20 protein-coding genes and 1 pseudogene are annotated in these 12,713 nt (G+C 64.7%); 10 read left to right on the forward strand and 11 right to left on the reverse strand.

All coding sequences use genetic code 11. From position 1 onward, the window contains the following. Window positions 1-458, forward strand: a pseudogene (locus ACIQ2E_RS06510) (3-beta hydroxysteroid dehydrogenase); the annotation flags it as partial. 126 nt (window positions 459-584) lie between these two features. Here ACIQ2E_RS06510 and ACIQ2E_RS06515 read toward each other — a convergent pair. Continuing rightward, window positions 585-1,115, reverse strand: coding sequence for a CDP-alcohol phosphatidyltransferase family protein (locus ACIQ2E_RS06515; RefSeq protein ID WP_398327860.1), 531 nt, complete (start codon window positions 1,113-1,115; stop codon window positions 585-587). Between the two features lie 34 nt (window positions 1,116-1,149). Here ACIQ2E_RS06515 and ACIQ2E_RS06520 point away from each other — a divergent pair, with 34 nt between their 5' ends. Beyond that, the gene (locus ACIQ2E_RS06520) at window positions 1,150-1,614 is read left to right on the forward strand and encodes a CBS domain-containing protein (RefSeq protein WP_398327863.1); all 465 of its coding nucleotides are present in this window, start codon (window positions 1,150-1,152) and stop codon (window positions 1,612-1,614) included. Here the strand turns inward: ACIQ2E_RS06520 and ACIQ2E_RS06525 are convergent. The 5 genes from ACIQ2E_RS06525 to ACIQ2E_RS06545 all read right to left on the reverse strand — a co-directional run bounded on the left by ACIQ2E_RS06525 (window position 1,611) and on the right by ACIQ2E_RS06545 (window position 5,079). After that, window positions 1,611-2,948 carry a hypothetical protein gene (locus ACIQ2E_RS06525; protein WP_398327904.1) on the reverse strand — a complete coding sequence of 446 codons (1,338 nt, stop codon included), beginning with the start codon at window positions 2,946-2,948 and terminating at the stop codon, window positions 1,611-1,613. The two genes, ACIQ2E_RS06520 and ACIQ2E_RS06525, sit on opposite strands and share 4 nt — an antisense overlap. A 149-nt stretch (window positions 2,949-3,097) precedes the next feature. After that, window positions 3,098-3,757: a ligase-associated DNA damage response endonuclease PdeM gene (gene pdeM / locus ACIQ2E_RS06530; protein ID WP_398327866.1), complete on the reverse strand. Its 660-nt coding sequence runs from the start codon at window positions 3,755-3,757 to the stop codon at window positions 3,098-3,100. Next, on the reverse strand, window positions 3,754-4,332 hold the full coding sequence (locus ACIQ2E_RS06535) for a glutathione S-transferase family protein (protein ID WP_398327869.1): 579 nt from the start codon (window positions 4,330-4,332) through the stop codon (window positions 3,754-3,756). The genes pdeM and ACIQ2E_RS06535 overlap by 4 nt, the downstream gene beginning before the upstream one ends. Before the next feature lie 8 nt (window positions 4,333-4,340). Further along, window positions 4,341-4,784 carry a gamma-glutamylcyclotransferase gene (locus ACIQ2E_RS06540; protein ID WP_398327871.1) on the reverse strand — a complete coding sequence of 148 codons (444 nt, stop codon included), beginning with the start codon at window positions 4,782-4,784 and terminating at the stop codon, window positions 4,341-4,343. After that, the gene (locus ACIQ2E_RS06545) at window positions 4,753-5,079 is read right to left on the reverse strand and encodes a DUF3104 domain-containing protein (RefSeq protein WP_398327874.1); all 327 of its coding nucleotides are present in this window, start codon (window positions 5,077-5,079) and stop codon (window positions 4,753-4,755) included. Before ACIQ2E_RS06545 ends, ACIQ2E_RS06540 begins: the two co-directional genes overlap by 32 nt. Before the next feature lie 241 nt (window positions 5,080-5,320). Here ACIQ2E_RS06545 and ACIQ2E_RS06550 point away from each other — a divergent pair, with 241 nt between their 5' ends. Then, complete coding sequence (locus tag ACIQ2E_RS06550) at window positions 5,321-5,512, forward strand: nitrogen fixation protein (RefSeq protein WP_398327877.1); 192 nt, start codon at window positions 5,321-5,323, stop codon at window positions 5,510-5,512. Here the strand turns inward: ACIQ2E_RS06550 and ACIQ2E_RS06555 are convergent. Beyond that, window positions 5,506-5,652, reverse strand: coding sequence for a hypothetical protein (locus tag ACIQ2E_RS06555; protein WP_296446136.1), 147 nt, complete (start codon window positions 5,650-5,652; stop codon window positions 5,506-5,508). The two genes, ACIQ2E_RS06550 and ACIQ2E_RS06555, sit on opposite strands and share 7 nt — an antisense overlap. Window positions 5,653-5,716: 64 nt before the next feature. On the opposite strand from ACIQ2E_RS06555, the gene ACIQ2E_RS06560 reads away from it, so the two are divergent. The 4 genes from ACIQ2E_RS06560 (at window position 5,717) to ACIQ2E_RS06575 (ending at window position 8,677) form a co-directional block, all read left to right on the forward strand. Continuing rightward, entirely contained in the window at window positions 5,717-6,448 is a 732-nt protein-coding gene (locus ACIQ2E_RS06560; RefSeq protein WP_398327880.1) for a hypothetical protein, read from the forward strand. After that, window positions 6,445-7,401 (forward strand): carbon-nitrogen hydrolase family protein, encoded by a 957-nt coding sequence (locus ACIQ2E_RS06565; RefSeq protein WP_398327883.1) that lies wholly within the window; start codon window positions 6,445-6,447, stop codon window positions 7,399-7,401. The genes ACIQ2E_RS06560 and ACIQ2E_RS06565 overlap by 4 nt, the downstream gene beginning before the upstream one ends. Before the next feature lie 625 nt (window positions 7,402-8,026). Further along, window positions 8,027-8,197, forward strand: coding sequence for a hypothetical protein (locus ACIQ2E_RS06570; protein WP_398327886.1), 171 nt, complete (start codon window positions 8,027-8,029; stop codon window positions 8,195-8,197). Window positions 8,198-8,287: 90 nt separating this feature from the next. After that, a complete protein-coding gene (locus ACIQ2E_RS06575; RefSeq protein ID WP_398327889.1) occupies window positions 8,288-8,677 on the forward strand; it encodes an MAPEG family protein in 390 nt (129 codons plus the stop codon). Here ACIQ2E_RS06575 and ACIQ2E_RS06580 read toward each other — a convergent pair. From ACIQ2E_RS06580 to ACIQ2E_RS06590, 3 genes are all read right to left on the reverse strand, one after another. Beyond that, window positions 8,664-8,801 carry a hypothetical protein gene (locus ACIQ2E_RS06580; RefSeq protein WP_296446146.1) on the reverse strand — a complete coding sequence of 46 codons (138 nt, stop codon included), beginning with the start codon at window positions 8,799-8,801 and terminating at the stop codon, window positions 8,664-8,666. The genes ACIQ2E_RS06575 and ACIQ2E_RS06580 overlap by 14 nt on opposite strands. 48 nt (window positions 8,802-8,849) lie before the next feature. After that, a complete protein-coding gene (locus ACIQ2E_RS06585) occupies window positions 8,850-10,250 on the reverse strand; it encodes a glycosyl hydrolase family 57 (RefSeq protein ID WP_398327907.1) in 1,401 nt (466 codons plus the stop codon). Between the two features lie 206 nt (window positions 10,251-10,456). Then, window positions 10,457-10,693, reverse strand: coding sequence for a hypothetical protein (locus ACIQ2E_RS06590; protein ID WP_398327892.1), 237 nt, complete (start codon window positions 10,691-10,693; stop codon window positions 10,457-10,459). Window positions 10,694-10,831: 138 nt separating this feature from the next. On the opposite strand from ACIQ2E_RS06590, the gene ACIQ2E_RS06595 reads away from it, so the two are divergent. The 3 genes from ACIQ2E_RS06595 (at window position 10,832) to ACIQ2E_RS06605 (ending at window position 12,212) form a co-directional block, all read left to right on the forward strand. After that, window positions 10,832-11,470: a superoxide dismutase gene (locus ACIQ2E_RS06595; RefSeq protein ID WP_398327910.1), complete on the forward strand. Its 639-nt coding sequence runs from the start codon at window positions 10,832-10,834 to the stop codon at window positions 11,468-11,470. Next, window positions 11,467-11,685, forward strand: coding sequence for a hypothetical protein (locus ACIQ2E_RS06600; protein ID WP_398327895.1), 219 nt, complete (start codon window positions 11,467-11,469; stop codon window positions 11,683-11,685). The genes ACIQ2E_RS06595 and ACIQ2E_RS06600 overlap by 4 nt, the downstream gene beginning before the upstream one ends. Before the next feature lie 146 nt (window positions 11,686-11,831). After that, window positions 11,832-12,212: a hypothetical protein gene (locus ACIQ2E_RS06605; protein WP_398327898.1), complete on the forward strand. Its 381-nt coding sequence runs from the start codon at window positions 11,832-11,834 to the stop codon at window positions 12,210-12,212. A gap of 6 nt (window positions 12,213-12,218) precedes the next feature. Here the strand turns inward: ACIQ2E_RS06605 and ACIQ2E_RS06610 are convergent, their stop codons facing one another. Then, window positions 12,219-12,461, reverse strand: coding sequence for a hypothetical protein (locus ACIQ2E_RS06610; RefSeq protein WP_398327901.1), 243 nt, complete (start codon window positions 12,459-12,461; stop codon window positions 12,219-12,221). Window positions 12,462-12,713 lie beyond the last annotated feature (252 nt).

Raw genomic sequence — 12,713 nt, forward strand, 5'->3', positions numbered from 1 at the left:
AGAGCTGGTTCTTCGATCGCATCATGCACGGCCGGCCGGTGCCGCTACCCGGCGATGGCACCACAATCACCCAGCTGGGCCACGTGAACGATCTGGCTGCGGCCATGGCCCTGAGCCTCGGCGTGGATGCCGCCGCCAACCGCGTTTACAACTGCAGCAGCGTGCAGGGAATCACCTTCCGCGGCCTGGTGGCTGCTGCAGCCCGTGCCTGCGGCAAGGATCCCGCCTCGGTGGAGATTCGCAGCTTCGATCCCGCTGGCCTCGATCAGAAAGCCCGTAAAGCCTTCCCTCTGCGCCTGGCCCATTTCCTCACCGATGTGACCCGTGTGCAGCGCGAGCTCGCCTGGACGCCGGCTTACAGCGTGGAAGCAGCCATGGCCGACAGCTACGCCAACGACTACGCCGGCCGCATGCCCACCAGCCCTGACTTCAGCGGTGATGAGGCTCTGATCGGCTGAGGTCCTGCGGACGTTCTACAGAGCCTCAGTCGCGAGGGGGTTGATCAGCTGCAGCTGGCGTGCTGGCCATCTCTTCCATGCTGCTACGGAACCTGTGCTGCGCGGGTTTCGTGTTCTTTCCTCGGATCAGGCCTTACGCAGGTAGCCCCAGGCGGAGCTGAGCGCCAGTAGTAGAGAAGGCCAGAACAGCAAGAAGCCAAGGCGGTGGAGCATCCCCACCCCTGCCTCGGGGCCCCAGCCCTGGGGCCAGAGCAGCAGCAGCAGGGCGGCGAACTGCAGGATGGTTTTGGCCTTGCCGCTCCAGGAGGCGGGGCCGCCGCTGCCCTGACCGGCGCGCCAGCCGGAGATCAGCAGCTCACGGGCCAGCAGCAGCCAGATCGCCCACAGGGGCAGGCTGCCGGCGGCGCCCAGCCAGAGCAGCGGCGCCAGGATCAGGATCTTGTCGGTGAGGGGGTCGAGGCGAGCCCCCCACACCGAGCCCCCGCCGGCACGCCGGGCTAGCCAACCATCCGCGGCATCGCTCAGCCCGCCTAGCAGCAGCAGCCACCAGGCCAGGGCGTTCCAGTTCGCGGCCAACGCCAAGATCAGCGGCAGGCCGATCACAGCGCGGCCCATGGTGAGGCCATCCGCCAGGCGGCGGCATTGAGCTGCGTTCATGGCGGGTCACAATGGCGCCAGTCCCGAGCCTGCCATGGTCGTTGAACGCCGCGTTTCCGAAGTGATGACCACCCCGGTGCGCAGTGTCTCCACCACCACACCCCTGCAGGAGGCGGTGCAGCTGATGAGCGAGCACCACATCAGTGGTCTGGCGGTGGTGGATGAGGCCGGTGCCCTGGTGGGCGAGCTCACCGAGCAAGACCTGATGGTGCGTGAGAGCGGCTTTGATGCCGGCCCCTACGTGATGCTCCTCGATGCGGTGATCTACCTGCGCAATCCCCTCAACTGGGATAAGGAAGTGCACCAAGTGCTCGGCAGCACCGTGGGTGAGGTGATGAGCAGGAACCCTCACCACTGCAACCCTGACATTCAGCTGCCGGCAGCAGCTCGCCAGCTGCATGACCGGAGCACCCAGCGTCTGTTCGTCTTGGATGCTGCCAACAAGCCTGTCGGTGTGCTCACCCGTGGTGATGTGGTGCGCGCCCTGGCCAGCGCCTAAGGCAACGGCGGCGGTGGCTGAATCGGCGGCGGCAAGGGCGGTGGCGGCGGAGCACCCTGCGGTGCAGTGCCGGGCTGCTGATTCACGCCGGGGTTGAGCGCATCGGCCTGGGGCTGATCTGGCACCAAAGCCGGATCCGCCGTGGTGGCCTCCGGATCGGCTGGCAGCTCCATCCCCTCCTGCAGCAGCAGCGGCGGTGGCAGGTCGGGAGCCAGGGGCGCCGTGTCTTCGCTGGTGGCGGCGGCTTCGCTGTCTTGGAGCAGACGCAGAGCCATCGGGTCGGCGGTGATAGGCGGTTCGCGCAATGGCGATTGCAGGCCTTCGCGCTTGGGAGAGCGCTGGCCCTTCGGCTCCCAGATCAGCCGTGCCAGCGGTTCAACCCCTTGTTCCATCAGCCGGTTGAAGCCAGCCAAGGCTCGATCGAGGATCTGCGTCCCCAGCGACTGGCCGCATACGAGCGGATTACCGCAGCTGCTGTTGCTGGTGCGCCTGGCGATCGTGTCGATCAGGTTGCCCTGCAGTGGCACGGCGCGCTGGCTCAGCCGCAGCAGGTAGGGCACATGCACAAAGCTGGTGGCCCCGCCGCTGATCCAGTTGGCGTCGTCTTGGGTGAACCCTTTCACGCCAGGGATGATCAGGCGGCTCTTTGAGGCGTGGTCGGGTAGGTAGGCGGCCCGTAGCCCCCGTCTGCGGGCCAGGGATTTGGTTTGTTCAAGGGTGAGCCCATCGCGACTCATCAACACCTCCAGGCGGCCATCGGACCGCAACCCCATCACCATGCGGATGCGGGGCAGGTAGTAGCGGATCTGTTGCCCCATCGAGATGCTGTAGGCACCGCGGTAGCTGGCGGGTGGGGTCTCCAGGTCGTTGTAAACGCTGTGCAGGCCGCCGATGAAGCTGTCGTAAAGGGCAGCGCGCTCCGGGGTGAGTTCGCCGTAGCCGAAATCCACCTGGCCGTTGTGGCGGATGCCGATGAAGGCCCGTTGGCGCGCGGCGGTGCGGTTGCGCCCGCGCCATACCCGGGCGCCGAGCTTGATGTCGCCGAGCGGAACGGTGATCTCCTGCCCGTTGTCATTCACATGGCGCTCGTACATCGGTCCCGACACGTAGGCCAGGGCAGCGCTGTCCTCAAAGGCGTCTTGCTCACGGTCCCAGCCTTCCAGTAGATCGAGCTGGACTTGCCGGGGGTCGAAGTCGAGGGCGTAGACCTCGTCGTTTGGGAGATACCGGAAGGATTCACCGCTGGCGGCAGGCTGCATGAGCTCTGCGGCGCGCGGCGTCTCCGGCAGTGGCGGAGCGATCGCCACCAGGAAGGTCAGCCCTGCCAGCGGCACGCCGATCGTGAGCCAGCGCTTGCGTTGCCACTGGGGCCGCCGGTCCTTGCGATGGGCGGCTGGCTGGGCGGCTGGTGGTGGCGTGGATGCGGTATCCAGGTGCGGCAGCCCGTACCTGCAAAATCTACGGGCGGCCACCGGACCAATCCTTAGGGAACGGCCAGCACCTGAGACTCGGCGATCACCCAGCGTTGATACTCCGGCGACACGGCATAACCGCCGGTGAGGTGGCCGAAGGCCGGCAGCAGCAGTTGGCGTGCCTGGCGCTGCAAGGCAAAGCAAGGCAGCCGCAAGCGATCAGCCCCCTGGCCCAGCACCGCCACCGGATGCACATGGCCTGCCACGTTGAGCAGGTTGGCCTCGTTGGGCGTGCAGGGTTCATGGCTCAGCCACAGCTGGCCGCAGCGCCGGGGTGGCCCCGCGCTCAATCCCTCCAGCCAGCTGCCCTGGTCGTGGTTGCCGCCGATCAGCTCCAGCGTGCAGCCCAGCAGCTCGGGCAGGGCGCGGATCTTGGCGCGCAGCTCGCCAGTGAGACCCACACGGCTGTGGATCAGATCGCCCAGCACCACCACCCGCTGGGGTTGCCGTTGCGCCGCCAGCTCGAGCAGCTGATTGAGCGTGCTCAGATCACCATCGCTGGGCAGGGGGATGCCGCTGGCCTGAAAGCTCTCGGCTTTGCCCAGATGCAGATCCGCCACCAGCAGGGCGCCGGTGGCCCCATCCCAGAGGGCCCGTTGGGGCAACAGCTCCAGGCTGGTGCCCTGCCAGGTGAAGGCGGCGTTTCCGCTGGCGGGGGCGGTTTTGATCACCGCTGGCCCATCACCAGTTGATACGCCGGCCGCTGCTGGGTGGCCGCGATCGTGGCCTGCACCTGGGGGAACGGGCTGAGGTCGATCTGGGGGAAGAAGATCGGCAGGTAGGCGAGGTAGGCGTTCACGGCACAGTCGGCCACGCTCCAGGCGTCTCCCATCAGCGGGCCCTCGCCCAGCTTGCGATCGAGCACCTCCATCAGCCTCGGGAATTCACGTTCGCGATTGGAGGGCACAAACAGCGCAGTGGCCAGGGTGGCGTTGGCGAACAGCACCCACTGCTGGGCTAGCCCGCGCTCGGCAGCGGTTTGGCATTCGCCGCCGTAACGCTCCGCTAAGTACAGCAGGATCGCGCCGCTTTCAAACAGCTGCAGTCGGCCGCTGGGATGGGCCGAATCCTCATCCACCAGCGCTGGCACCTTGCCGAAGGGATTGATCGCCGTGAACGGTTCCTGCCGGTGTTCGCCGGCCTCCATGTCGAGCAGCTGCCAGGTGTAAGGGATGCCCTTCTCCTCCATGTACCAACGCGGCATGGAGGCACGGCTGCGGGCACCGCCATAGAGGGTGAGGACCATGGACGCGATCAACCAGAAGCGGGCTGCTCAGTATCGGGCTGGGCGGCTGCCGCTGAGCTGAAGCCGGCAGCTGGCCCTTGCCAGTTCCCGGAGCTCAACCGCTTCACGTGGCGCACTTGCCGTGCGCGCCCCACGTACACCCAAACCGCCTCTCCGCTGCTCAACCGGTGAAGCTCACGTTGGTAGAGGCGTGGCGCCCCCTCGAAACGATCGAGTTGCTTGAGCACCACAGCGCTCACCTGGTAGAGCTCGCCCTCGATCGCGCTGCCTGTCTCGCTGCAGGCGATGGCCATGGGGAAAGGGCCCAGGTCGTAGAGCGCCAGGCCTTCTAGGCGTGTGCAGCCAACCCATGCAGCCTGCTGCAGCTGCGCATGGTTGGCCATGCCGCGCTTGAGGCTGCCGTACACGAACAGCAAGGGGTCAGAATCGGCGCCGTTGCCGGACCGCTCCATGACGATTGCCCTCCTGATCGCACTGGCCGGTTCTCTGGGCCTGATGGCTGTGATTGTGCGCCGACTCGAGCGTTCCTGAGCTCTGCTGATCGCGCGGGCAGAGGATGTCGATCACGGCATCGGCATTCACGGTGCGGATCACGCCGGTGTCAACGCAGGCGATCTGAAACAGCGAGTTGGCGTTGCAGCGTGCTCCCCCTTCGGCGTGGATCACCTGCCCCACCCACCAGTCGGGGGTTCGGCTCACGGCCACCAGATCGCCCACTCGCACGGCCAGAAACCGGGGTTCACTCATGGGGACGCCCATTGTTCTCGGCTTTTGATTCAAATGTACTAGTGCCGTTGTGTGGGCGCGAGACGCGCCCGACAGCGTCATCTCAATCGTGCTGCGCCGCTCTTTGTTCAATCAGGTCTCAGGGGCAAGGGGGCGTACACCACACCCCCTTCTTCATGCCCGCTTTCAGCTTGTGTGTTCTGCGGAACCTGGCGCACCTCGCTCTGGCTTGGCATGGTGAGAGACCCAGGGGTTGGATCCCATGAGCTGGTCTGAGCTGGAGCGGCTGGTCTGCGACGCCGAGGTCGACGCGGCCATGCAGCGTGCTCTCAAGCACTGCCGTTCACGCAAGGAGCTGATCCTGGCGGCCCGGCGCCTGGGCTACCGAATCACCCGCATCGATCTGCAGCGGGCCTGGCAGAAGCACCAGCAGCTTGAGCAGGAAGCTCAGTAGGGCAGGGTGAAGCCCGACTGCATGCTCTTGAAGTCGAGCATCACCCAGGTGAGCCACACCAGCAGGCCAATCACGCCTGACACCGCGGCGATGCGGCCCGCAGCGCGGAGGAGCAGTTCCAGCAGGCTGATTTCTTTCACGGGCGGCAGCGCTCACCTGCTCACTATGGGTGGCGCAGCGTTGCTGTGCGGCGTCGCGGCACTCATGGGCACGGCGTCTCCGGTGGCGGCCGAACCCTGGAAAAGCTGTTGGTTCAACGATCAGCCCATGGGCTGCCGCGATCAGCACCATGCGGATGGCAGCGTCACGATCGAATGGAGCGACGGTCTGGCCATGACCTACACGCTCGTGCGTGAGGACGTGCCTCGCTCAACCCTGCGGGATTCCTTGGGCGGCCTGTGGCAGCGGGAGGTGCTGGCGCAGGGCAATGCCGTGTTCAGCCACACGCAGAACGGAAATCGGATCACGGTGCCGTTGCGCGTGGATGACGGGCTGGGGTGTCCGGCGGCCGTACGAGCCCAGGTGGATGAGCTCTATCGCTGGCAGCTCGCCCGGCAGGAGCGTCCGGGGCCGATCGCGATCGTCAGCCAGCGTGAGCGCTTCACCCCGCAGCTGTTTTCGCTGCTGGAGCGGGCCTATGCCCTCACCCCTGCGCATGGGCGGTTTGTGGATTTCGATCCCTTCAGCGGCACCCAGGTGAACACCTTTGGGGCGGCGTTGCGGGAATGTCGTTTCGATCAGCAGGGCGTTCTCACACTGCGGGTGGCTGTGCAGGCGGGGCTGCTGGGACGCACGGCTGAACCGGCGCAGCAGCTGCTTTATCGGTTCCAGCAAACGCCGGCGGAGGGTTGGCGTATTGCTGACATCGTCTACGTGCGGGAGCCATCCTTGCGGCTCTCCACCTATTTGAAGGAGCTTCTGGAGCAGCGTCCATGAGCACGATCCAGTCGGGGTTGCCGGTGGCCTTGGTGCAGCTCTGCGCCACAGAGGATGCAGCCTTGAACCAACGCCAGGCTGAGGCCTGGCTGGAGCGAGCTGTGCAGGAAGCGCCAGGTGGAGTGCGGCCGCGGCTGTTGATGCTGCCCGAGGTGTGGAATGCGCCCTATGCCGTGGATCGGTTTGCGGCCTTTGCCGAGCCGATCCCGGAGCCCGGCGCCGATCTCACGCAGGGGGCTTCGGCTTCCCTGGCCATGGTGGCGCGCCTGGCCCGCCGCCATGGCGTTGCGGTGATCGCCGGCTCGATTCCCGAGCAGGGCGAAGCCGGGCGGATCTACAACACAGCCACGGTGATCGATCCCCGTGGGGTGCTGTTGGCGAAGCACCGCAAGCTGCATCTCTTCGATGTGGATGTGCCCGGCGGGATCTGCTTTCGCGAATCCGACACCCTCACCGCCGGTGACGGCCTCACCGTGCTCAGCGGCTCCAATGACCCACTCGGCACCGGCCTGTCGGATCCACCCAACCTGGGCCTGCTGATCTGTTACGACATCCGCTTCCCTGAGCTGGCCCTGCTGATGCAGCAGCGCCACGGCTGCACCCTGCTGGCCTGTCCGGCCGCCTTCAACACCACCACCGGGCCGCGGCATTGGCATCTGGTGATGCGGGCCCGCGCTATCGATACCCAGTGCTTCGTGCTCGCCTGCTCCAGCGCCAGGCCTCAGGGTGATGGTTATCCCAGCTATGGCCATTCGCTGGTGGTGGATCCCTGGGGAACGGTGATCGCCGAGGCCGGAGAGGGGGAGCAGGTGCTGCATGCGCAGCTGGATCTCAGCCAGGTGGCCTTGGCGCGCCAGGCCATTCCCACTGGCGACCAGCGCCGCCGCGACGTGTATCGCCTCAGTGATGCGGCCGTGGGCGGCCAGCCCGATGACGGCGTTGAGGGTTCATGAAGCGCACTTCATGAACGCCGATTGCGTTGAATGAAGAGCAATGTCGATGCTGGTTTCGGGGTTGCCAGGGCCCATTGGCGGATCCATCGTGAGCACATCGGGATTCGGAGGCGCCATTGATGGACGACACCCCCCCTGAGCACCAGATAGGAGCGCGCTGACGATCCGGCCCCTGCTCCAACACTCTCAACGGATCTTTGATGTCCCCAGCGCGCGACCTGGTCGCGCCGTCCACCGCGCCGTCTCAGGTGCCCCGGACTCAGTGGGACGTCCCCCTCGACACCTGGCCCCAGGTGCCAGCGCCGGCAGCTCCGCCCACAACCGAAGACTTCACACCTTGATCGCTCGATCGAGGTTGTTCACCAGCATCACGGTTGCAACGCTGGCCCCAATCCGCGGGCAGATCAGCTGAGCAGGCAAATGCCCGGGGCTTTCTGCTCCGGGCTTTGTTGTCTTGGAAGCTGGGGTGTTCTAAGGGTTGATGGCGTTTCGAAAACCAATGCGGCTGTTCGCTCTGTCGGCACTCCTGTTGAGCTCAGCCGCATCGGCGCAGGATGTGTCTGCTTTTGCACAGCATGCCCAACGTTGCCGCGATGGCGGTAGCGCGGCGGCGTGCCGGAACGCGATGGAGCAATCCCACAGGCTCAAGAACTGGGCCGAGGCGCGCAAGCTGTGGCGTTGCTACACCGCTGTGCTCGGGGCCGAAGCCGAGATGCTTGCGGCGAGCCTGCCAGCAGCTCCGCAGGTGGAGGGCACCAGTGCCTGGCAGGAGATGCGAGCTACGTGCGGGCGCTGATCCGTCCCGCTTGTAGAGCCTGCTTCGAGAGAGCGCTTTCGGCGAGCCAATGCGCTTGCGCTATGACGAGCGAATACGACTTTCATCTGGATGAGCATTCCTGCATTGCCGGCTGTGGTGAGCCTTGCCGCTCTGATCGCCTACCAGGGCACAGCGATGGCCGTGGGTCAGGCGCGGGTGAAGCACAAGGTGCTGCCACCGGCGATGACCGGGCCGGAACCGTTTGAGTGTGCGCTGCGGGTGCAACAAAACACCCTGGAGCAGCTGGTGTTCTTCCTGCCGGTGTTCTGGTTGGCGGCCTTGCTGAGCAGCGAAACCTGGGCCTCGTTGCTGGGCTTCATCTGGGTGGGTGGCCGCGTGGCCTACGGCGTGGGCTACCGGCTGGCGCCGAACAAGCGTGGTCCTGGCTTCGGTATCAGCTTTCTCTGCTCGATCGCCTTGCTGGTGATGGCGATCGTTGGTGCGTTCAGCCAGCGCTGAGCCGCAGCGGAGCAAAGCGCGGTGTGCCTAGCAGTGCTCCGATCAGGCTCACCCCTGCGGCCAGCTGTCGCAGAGGCAGCCCGAACAGCAGGCTGGCGACATCGATGGCAACAGTGGCGACCACGCGGGCCCGGCAACAACGCTGCCACTGTAACGAAAGATTGCGCGCTCGTTAAGGAATGGGTTGCGCGGCCGGGGTGGCTGCCAGTGCTGCTTCGCCGCGCCGGTAGAGCTCGCGGGCGTAATCCGTCCACACCCCCTGGCCCCAGTAGCGAAAACAGCTGGTTTCCAGAAGCAGCAGATGCAGCAAGGCCTCTTGATAGGGCGCCGTCTGCGTGATCGATGGATCCTGCGCCACCTCGGCATCAAACCGCTGATGAAAGGCCGCGCTGAGCTGTTGCATCGGCCCCAGCACGTTTTCGTAGCCCTCCACCCAGCTGAGGTTGTTGGTCCAGGAGGCGCCCTCCATGGCAAAGCCAGGATCTGAAGCCCTGCACGCCTCGATGGCGGCTGTTACAGCCTCGGGCCCCTGGCTGCGGCCCAGCTGCTGCCAGAGCTGATGTTGGCGCACCGCCTGAATGCCAGGGAAATCGGCCTCAGAAACTTCCACCAAATCAAGATATTCGCTGCCGTTGATCGCCGTTGTTCCGGCCTGATCGCGCAGCTTGTGGTGGGCCTGAATGAAGGCGGAGGGGAACTCATTCATCATCACACCGCCGTTTTCGCCATCGGCGATCTGTGCCACCAAGGCGGGCACCTGCCCGCCGCCGAGGGGGGCACGGCCTAGCCCCAATGCTTCGTAGCAGGGCTGCATCTGCCCCACCAATTTTGTGTCAGACCCCTGGGTTTTGATCAGGGCGGTGATGCTCACGCTCTCGCCTGAGCTGTTGCGCGCCACCAGCCGATTGGGCACCCAACACTGCTGCTGGCTGAGGGCAGAACCATCGAGGTTCTCCACGCTGTGCTCCTGCACTAGCAGCCAGGTGTAGCCACACTCCTTAAGGGCTTGCACGAAGGCGTAGAGGGTGTCGGGATGGTTGGGGAGATGCATCTCCGGTGGTGAAAATCCGCGCACACGGCTGAGGGCCTCCGCGCCGAAAAGGGCGGCGAATTGATGCTGCCAGGCCTGGATCTGCAGCTTGAGATCGGGTATCGGCGTGGAGGGCGCCACGGCATGGCCCCAGAAGCTGCCCAGCCACTCCACATGGTTTTGCATCACAGGGTCGCAGGCGAGATAGCGCAGCGCATCGAGAATGTCGCTGCGGCCCATCTGCTCAAAGCCCCAGAGCAGCGTGCCGGAGTAATCGAGCATGATCCGCGGATGGCAGCCTTCGCTGATCAGCTGTGGCATCAATTCCGCCATGCGCCGATAGCACTGCGCAAAGGGTTCTGCGTTGTGGTTGTCGCCTTCCCCTGGGTGCTCGAGCATGAACTGAAGATGATTGATCAGTTCACCGTTAGCTCCTGCAGGAATGGTGGGCTGATGCATGTGTAGGGCGCAGGCAAAGCACGCCTGGAGGTCCTGCGCTGTGGCCGATTGTTTGTGATCCGCTGCTGCCGGCCGCTGCTCCATCACGGCTTTGAGTTCGGCTTCACGGCCGGCGATTGGCGGCGGCTCCAGCACTGGATGGTTCCTCAGGGTGGTTCCGCGATCCCTCCCACCATCACCACGCCCAGCTCTGACGGCAACAGATGGGTTGGCTCAGCTGCGCTGACGGCGATTGGCCACAAACCAGAACTGCAACACAGCCTCCGCCTGGCAAGCAGAGCCGGCTGTCGTCATGCCCGCTTCTGGTTGGCGGCGTAGAGCACGGCACCCCCGGCCACCACGGTGAGCAGGCCGGTGCTGATCAGGAAGCCGGTGAGCATCAGTAGCCCAAGAACCGAGCCAAGCAGCGACATCTTCACGCGCAGCAGCTTCGATTTGATCAGCAGCACCAGCAGCAGCATCACGGTGGCCTTCAGGCCGGCGATGCGGGCTGCGCTGATCGGGCAGAAGGGATTGAGGAGGAACATGACCGCTGCTGCTGGATCCCCACTCTGTCGAAGCCGCCGCTGGGCTGCGTGGGGCTGCCAGGCTGGTGCGATCCGATCGGTGGATCCATGAAGCGTGCGGTGTGCAGCGGCCTTGCCGCCGTGTTGATCTTGCTGGGCATGGCCTTGCCGGCCTGGGCTGAATTCACCCTGCCGCCCCTGCCCTACGCCCCGGATGCGCTGCAGCCAGCCATTGACGCCACCACGATGACGATCCACCACGATCGCCACCACGGCGCCTATGTGGCCAACCTCAACGGCCAGATCAAGGGCAATCCGCAGCTGGCGAACCTCAGCCTCGAGGCATTGCAGGGCCAGATCTCACGCTTCCCCGTGGCGGTGCGCAACAACGGCGGAGGGCATTGGAACCACAGCCAGTTCTGGGTAGTGATGGCGCCTCTGGGCGAGGGGGGCGAGCCTTCGGCTGAGCTGTTGGCGGCAATCGAAGCCAGCTTTGGCTCGTTGAAGGCCATGCAAACCCAGTTCAGTCAGGCGGCAGCAAGCCGCTTCGGCTCAGGCTGGGCTTGGTTGATCCGCAGGCCGGATGGAGGCCTGGCGATCACCAGCACAGCCAATCAGGACAACCCGCTGATGGACCTGGCGGAGATCGAGCGCGGCACGCCTCTGATTGGTCTGGATGTGTGGGAGCACGCTTACTACCTCAACTACCAGAACCGCCGGCCCGACTACATCAAGGCGTGGTGGGATCTGGTCAACTGGAACGAGGTGAACCGCCGCTTCAGCGTTGCCGCAGCATGACCACAAATCTTCAGGCCATCGGCTTTCTGCTCACCTGGGTGTTGGGTTGGGGGGTCGGTGGCTCCCTGATCGATGCGGGTTTGATCCAGGCCGGTGTGTATTCGCTCGAAACCGGGCAACTCGGCACCACCACCACGTTTGTGCTGTGGACGCTGCTCTGGGGAGGTGGCGGCGTTTGGTTGTATCGCTACTGGACGAAACCCAACGCTGGTTGACGTGAATGCTGTGTGTAGCTTTTGCTACATCAGGGCGTGAATTGTGGTGTGTGCCTGCGAACATCTGCTCTTCATCTCTTGCCTTTCGGCGTACTGTTGAGCTGCATCAAGTTGATCCAACAGACGCATCGCCCTGAGGTGAAACCATGGCCGGCAACACAATGCGTGCCCTCCAGGCCAAGGCTGATTTAGCCTCTATCCGCTACACCATCCATCAGCGCCGCTTTGAGTGGCTCACGCCTGAGAGCCTCTGCGCTGGACTGAGAATTCCGAGAGCGCGAGCCGAAGCGATCCTGGCTGAGTTGGCTGGAACCTGCCTCCAGGAGGAGATCTGGGGGATCAAGGCCTCCGTTCTTTACACCGCTATTGCAGACGATCCCGGCGCTGATTTAGAGCTGCTGCTGCGCGAGGTGGGTTTTGACAGTGTGTTCACCGCCTGCTCGATTTTCCGCCACTGCTACGGAATGTCGCCCATGCGTTTCCGGGTGCACTGTCAACGGGCCTGGCGGCCATCACTGGCAGCCTGATGCGCTTCAGCTGCCCAGGTTGCAGAGCAGCTGGGTAGGGAGCCGGCAGGTGCGCCAATCGCCATTCGCGGCGCACACCTCAACACCGATCAGTTGGTGCTGGGGTTCGGCGCAGATCTGATCGAGCCACGTCACCGCATCGGTGATCGCCTCGTCGAGGCTGCCGTAGCAATCATCCAAATGCTGATGGGGCTCAAAGCAGGCATCAATCAGCCGATACATCCGATCCATCGCTGCTCGGTTCTCCATGGCTTCCTTTGGAAGGTCATGCTGATGGGAACGGTTCGGATCGAACGGTGTTCGATCCAACTGTTTTAAGGATCCCTTCAGCAATCTTCAGGTCTGCGGGAAGCTGAAGCTCTCCACGGTGCGGGCCGCAGCTGTGAGGGCGTCAGAGCCGGAGCGGTGACTTTCAGGAAAGGTGTCACTCCTGGGCTGCCGTTCAGGCGGCCTGCATCAACGGTAGCTGCCCTGGTTCCGCCCGCGTCCCTGGGAGTGGTG

It is taken from the genome of Vulcanococcus sp., assembly GCF_044369115.1.
In the GTDB taxonomy this organism is placed as follows: Bacteria; Cyanobacteriota; Cyanobacteriia; order PCC-6307; family Cyanobiaceae; genus Vulcanococcus.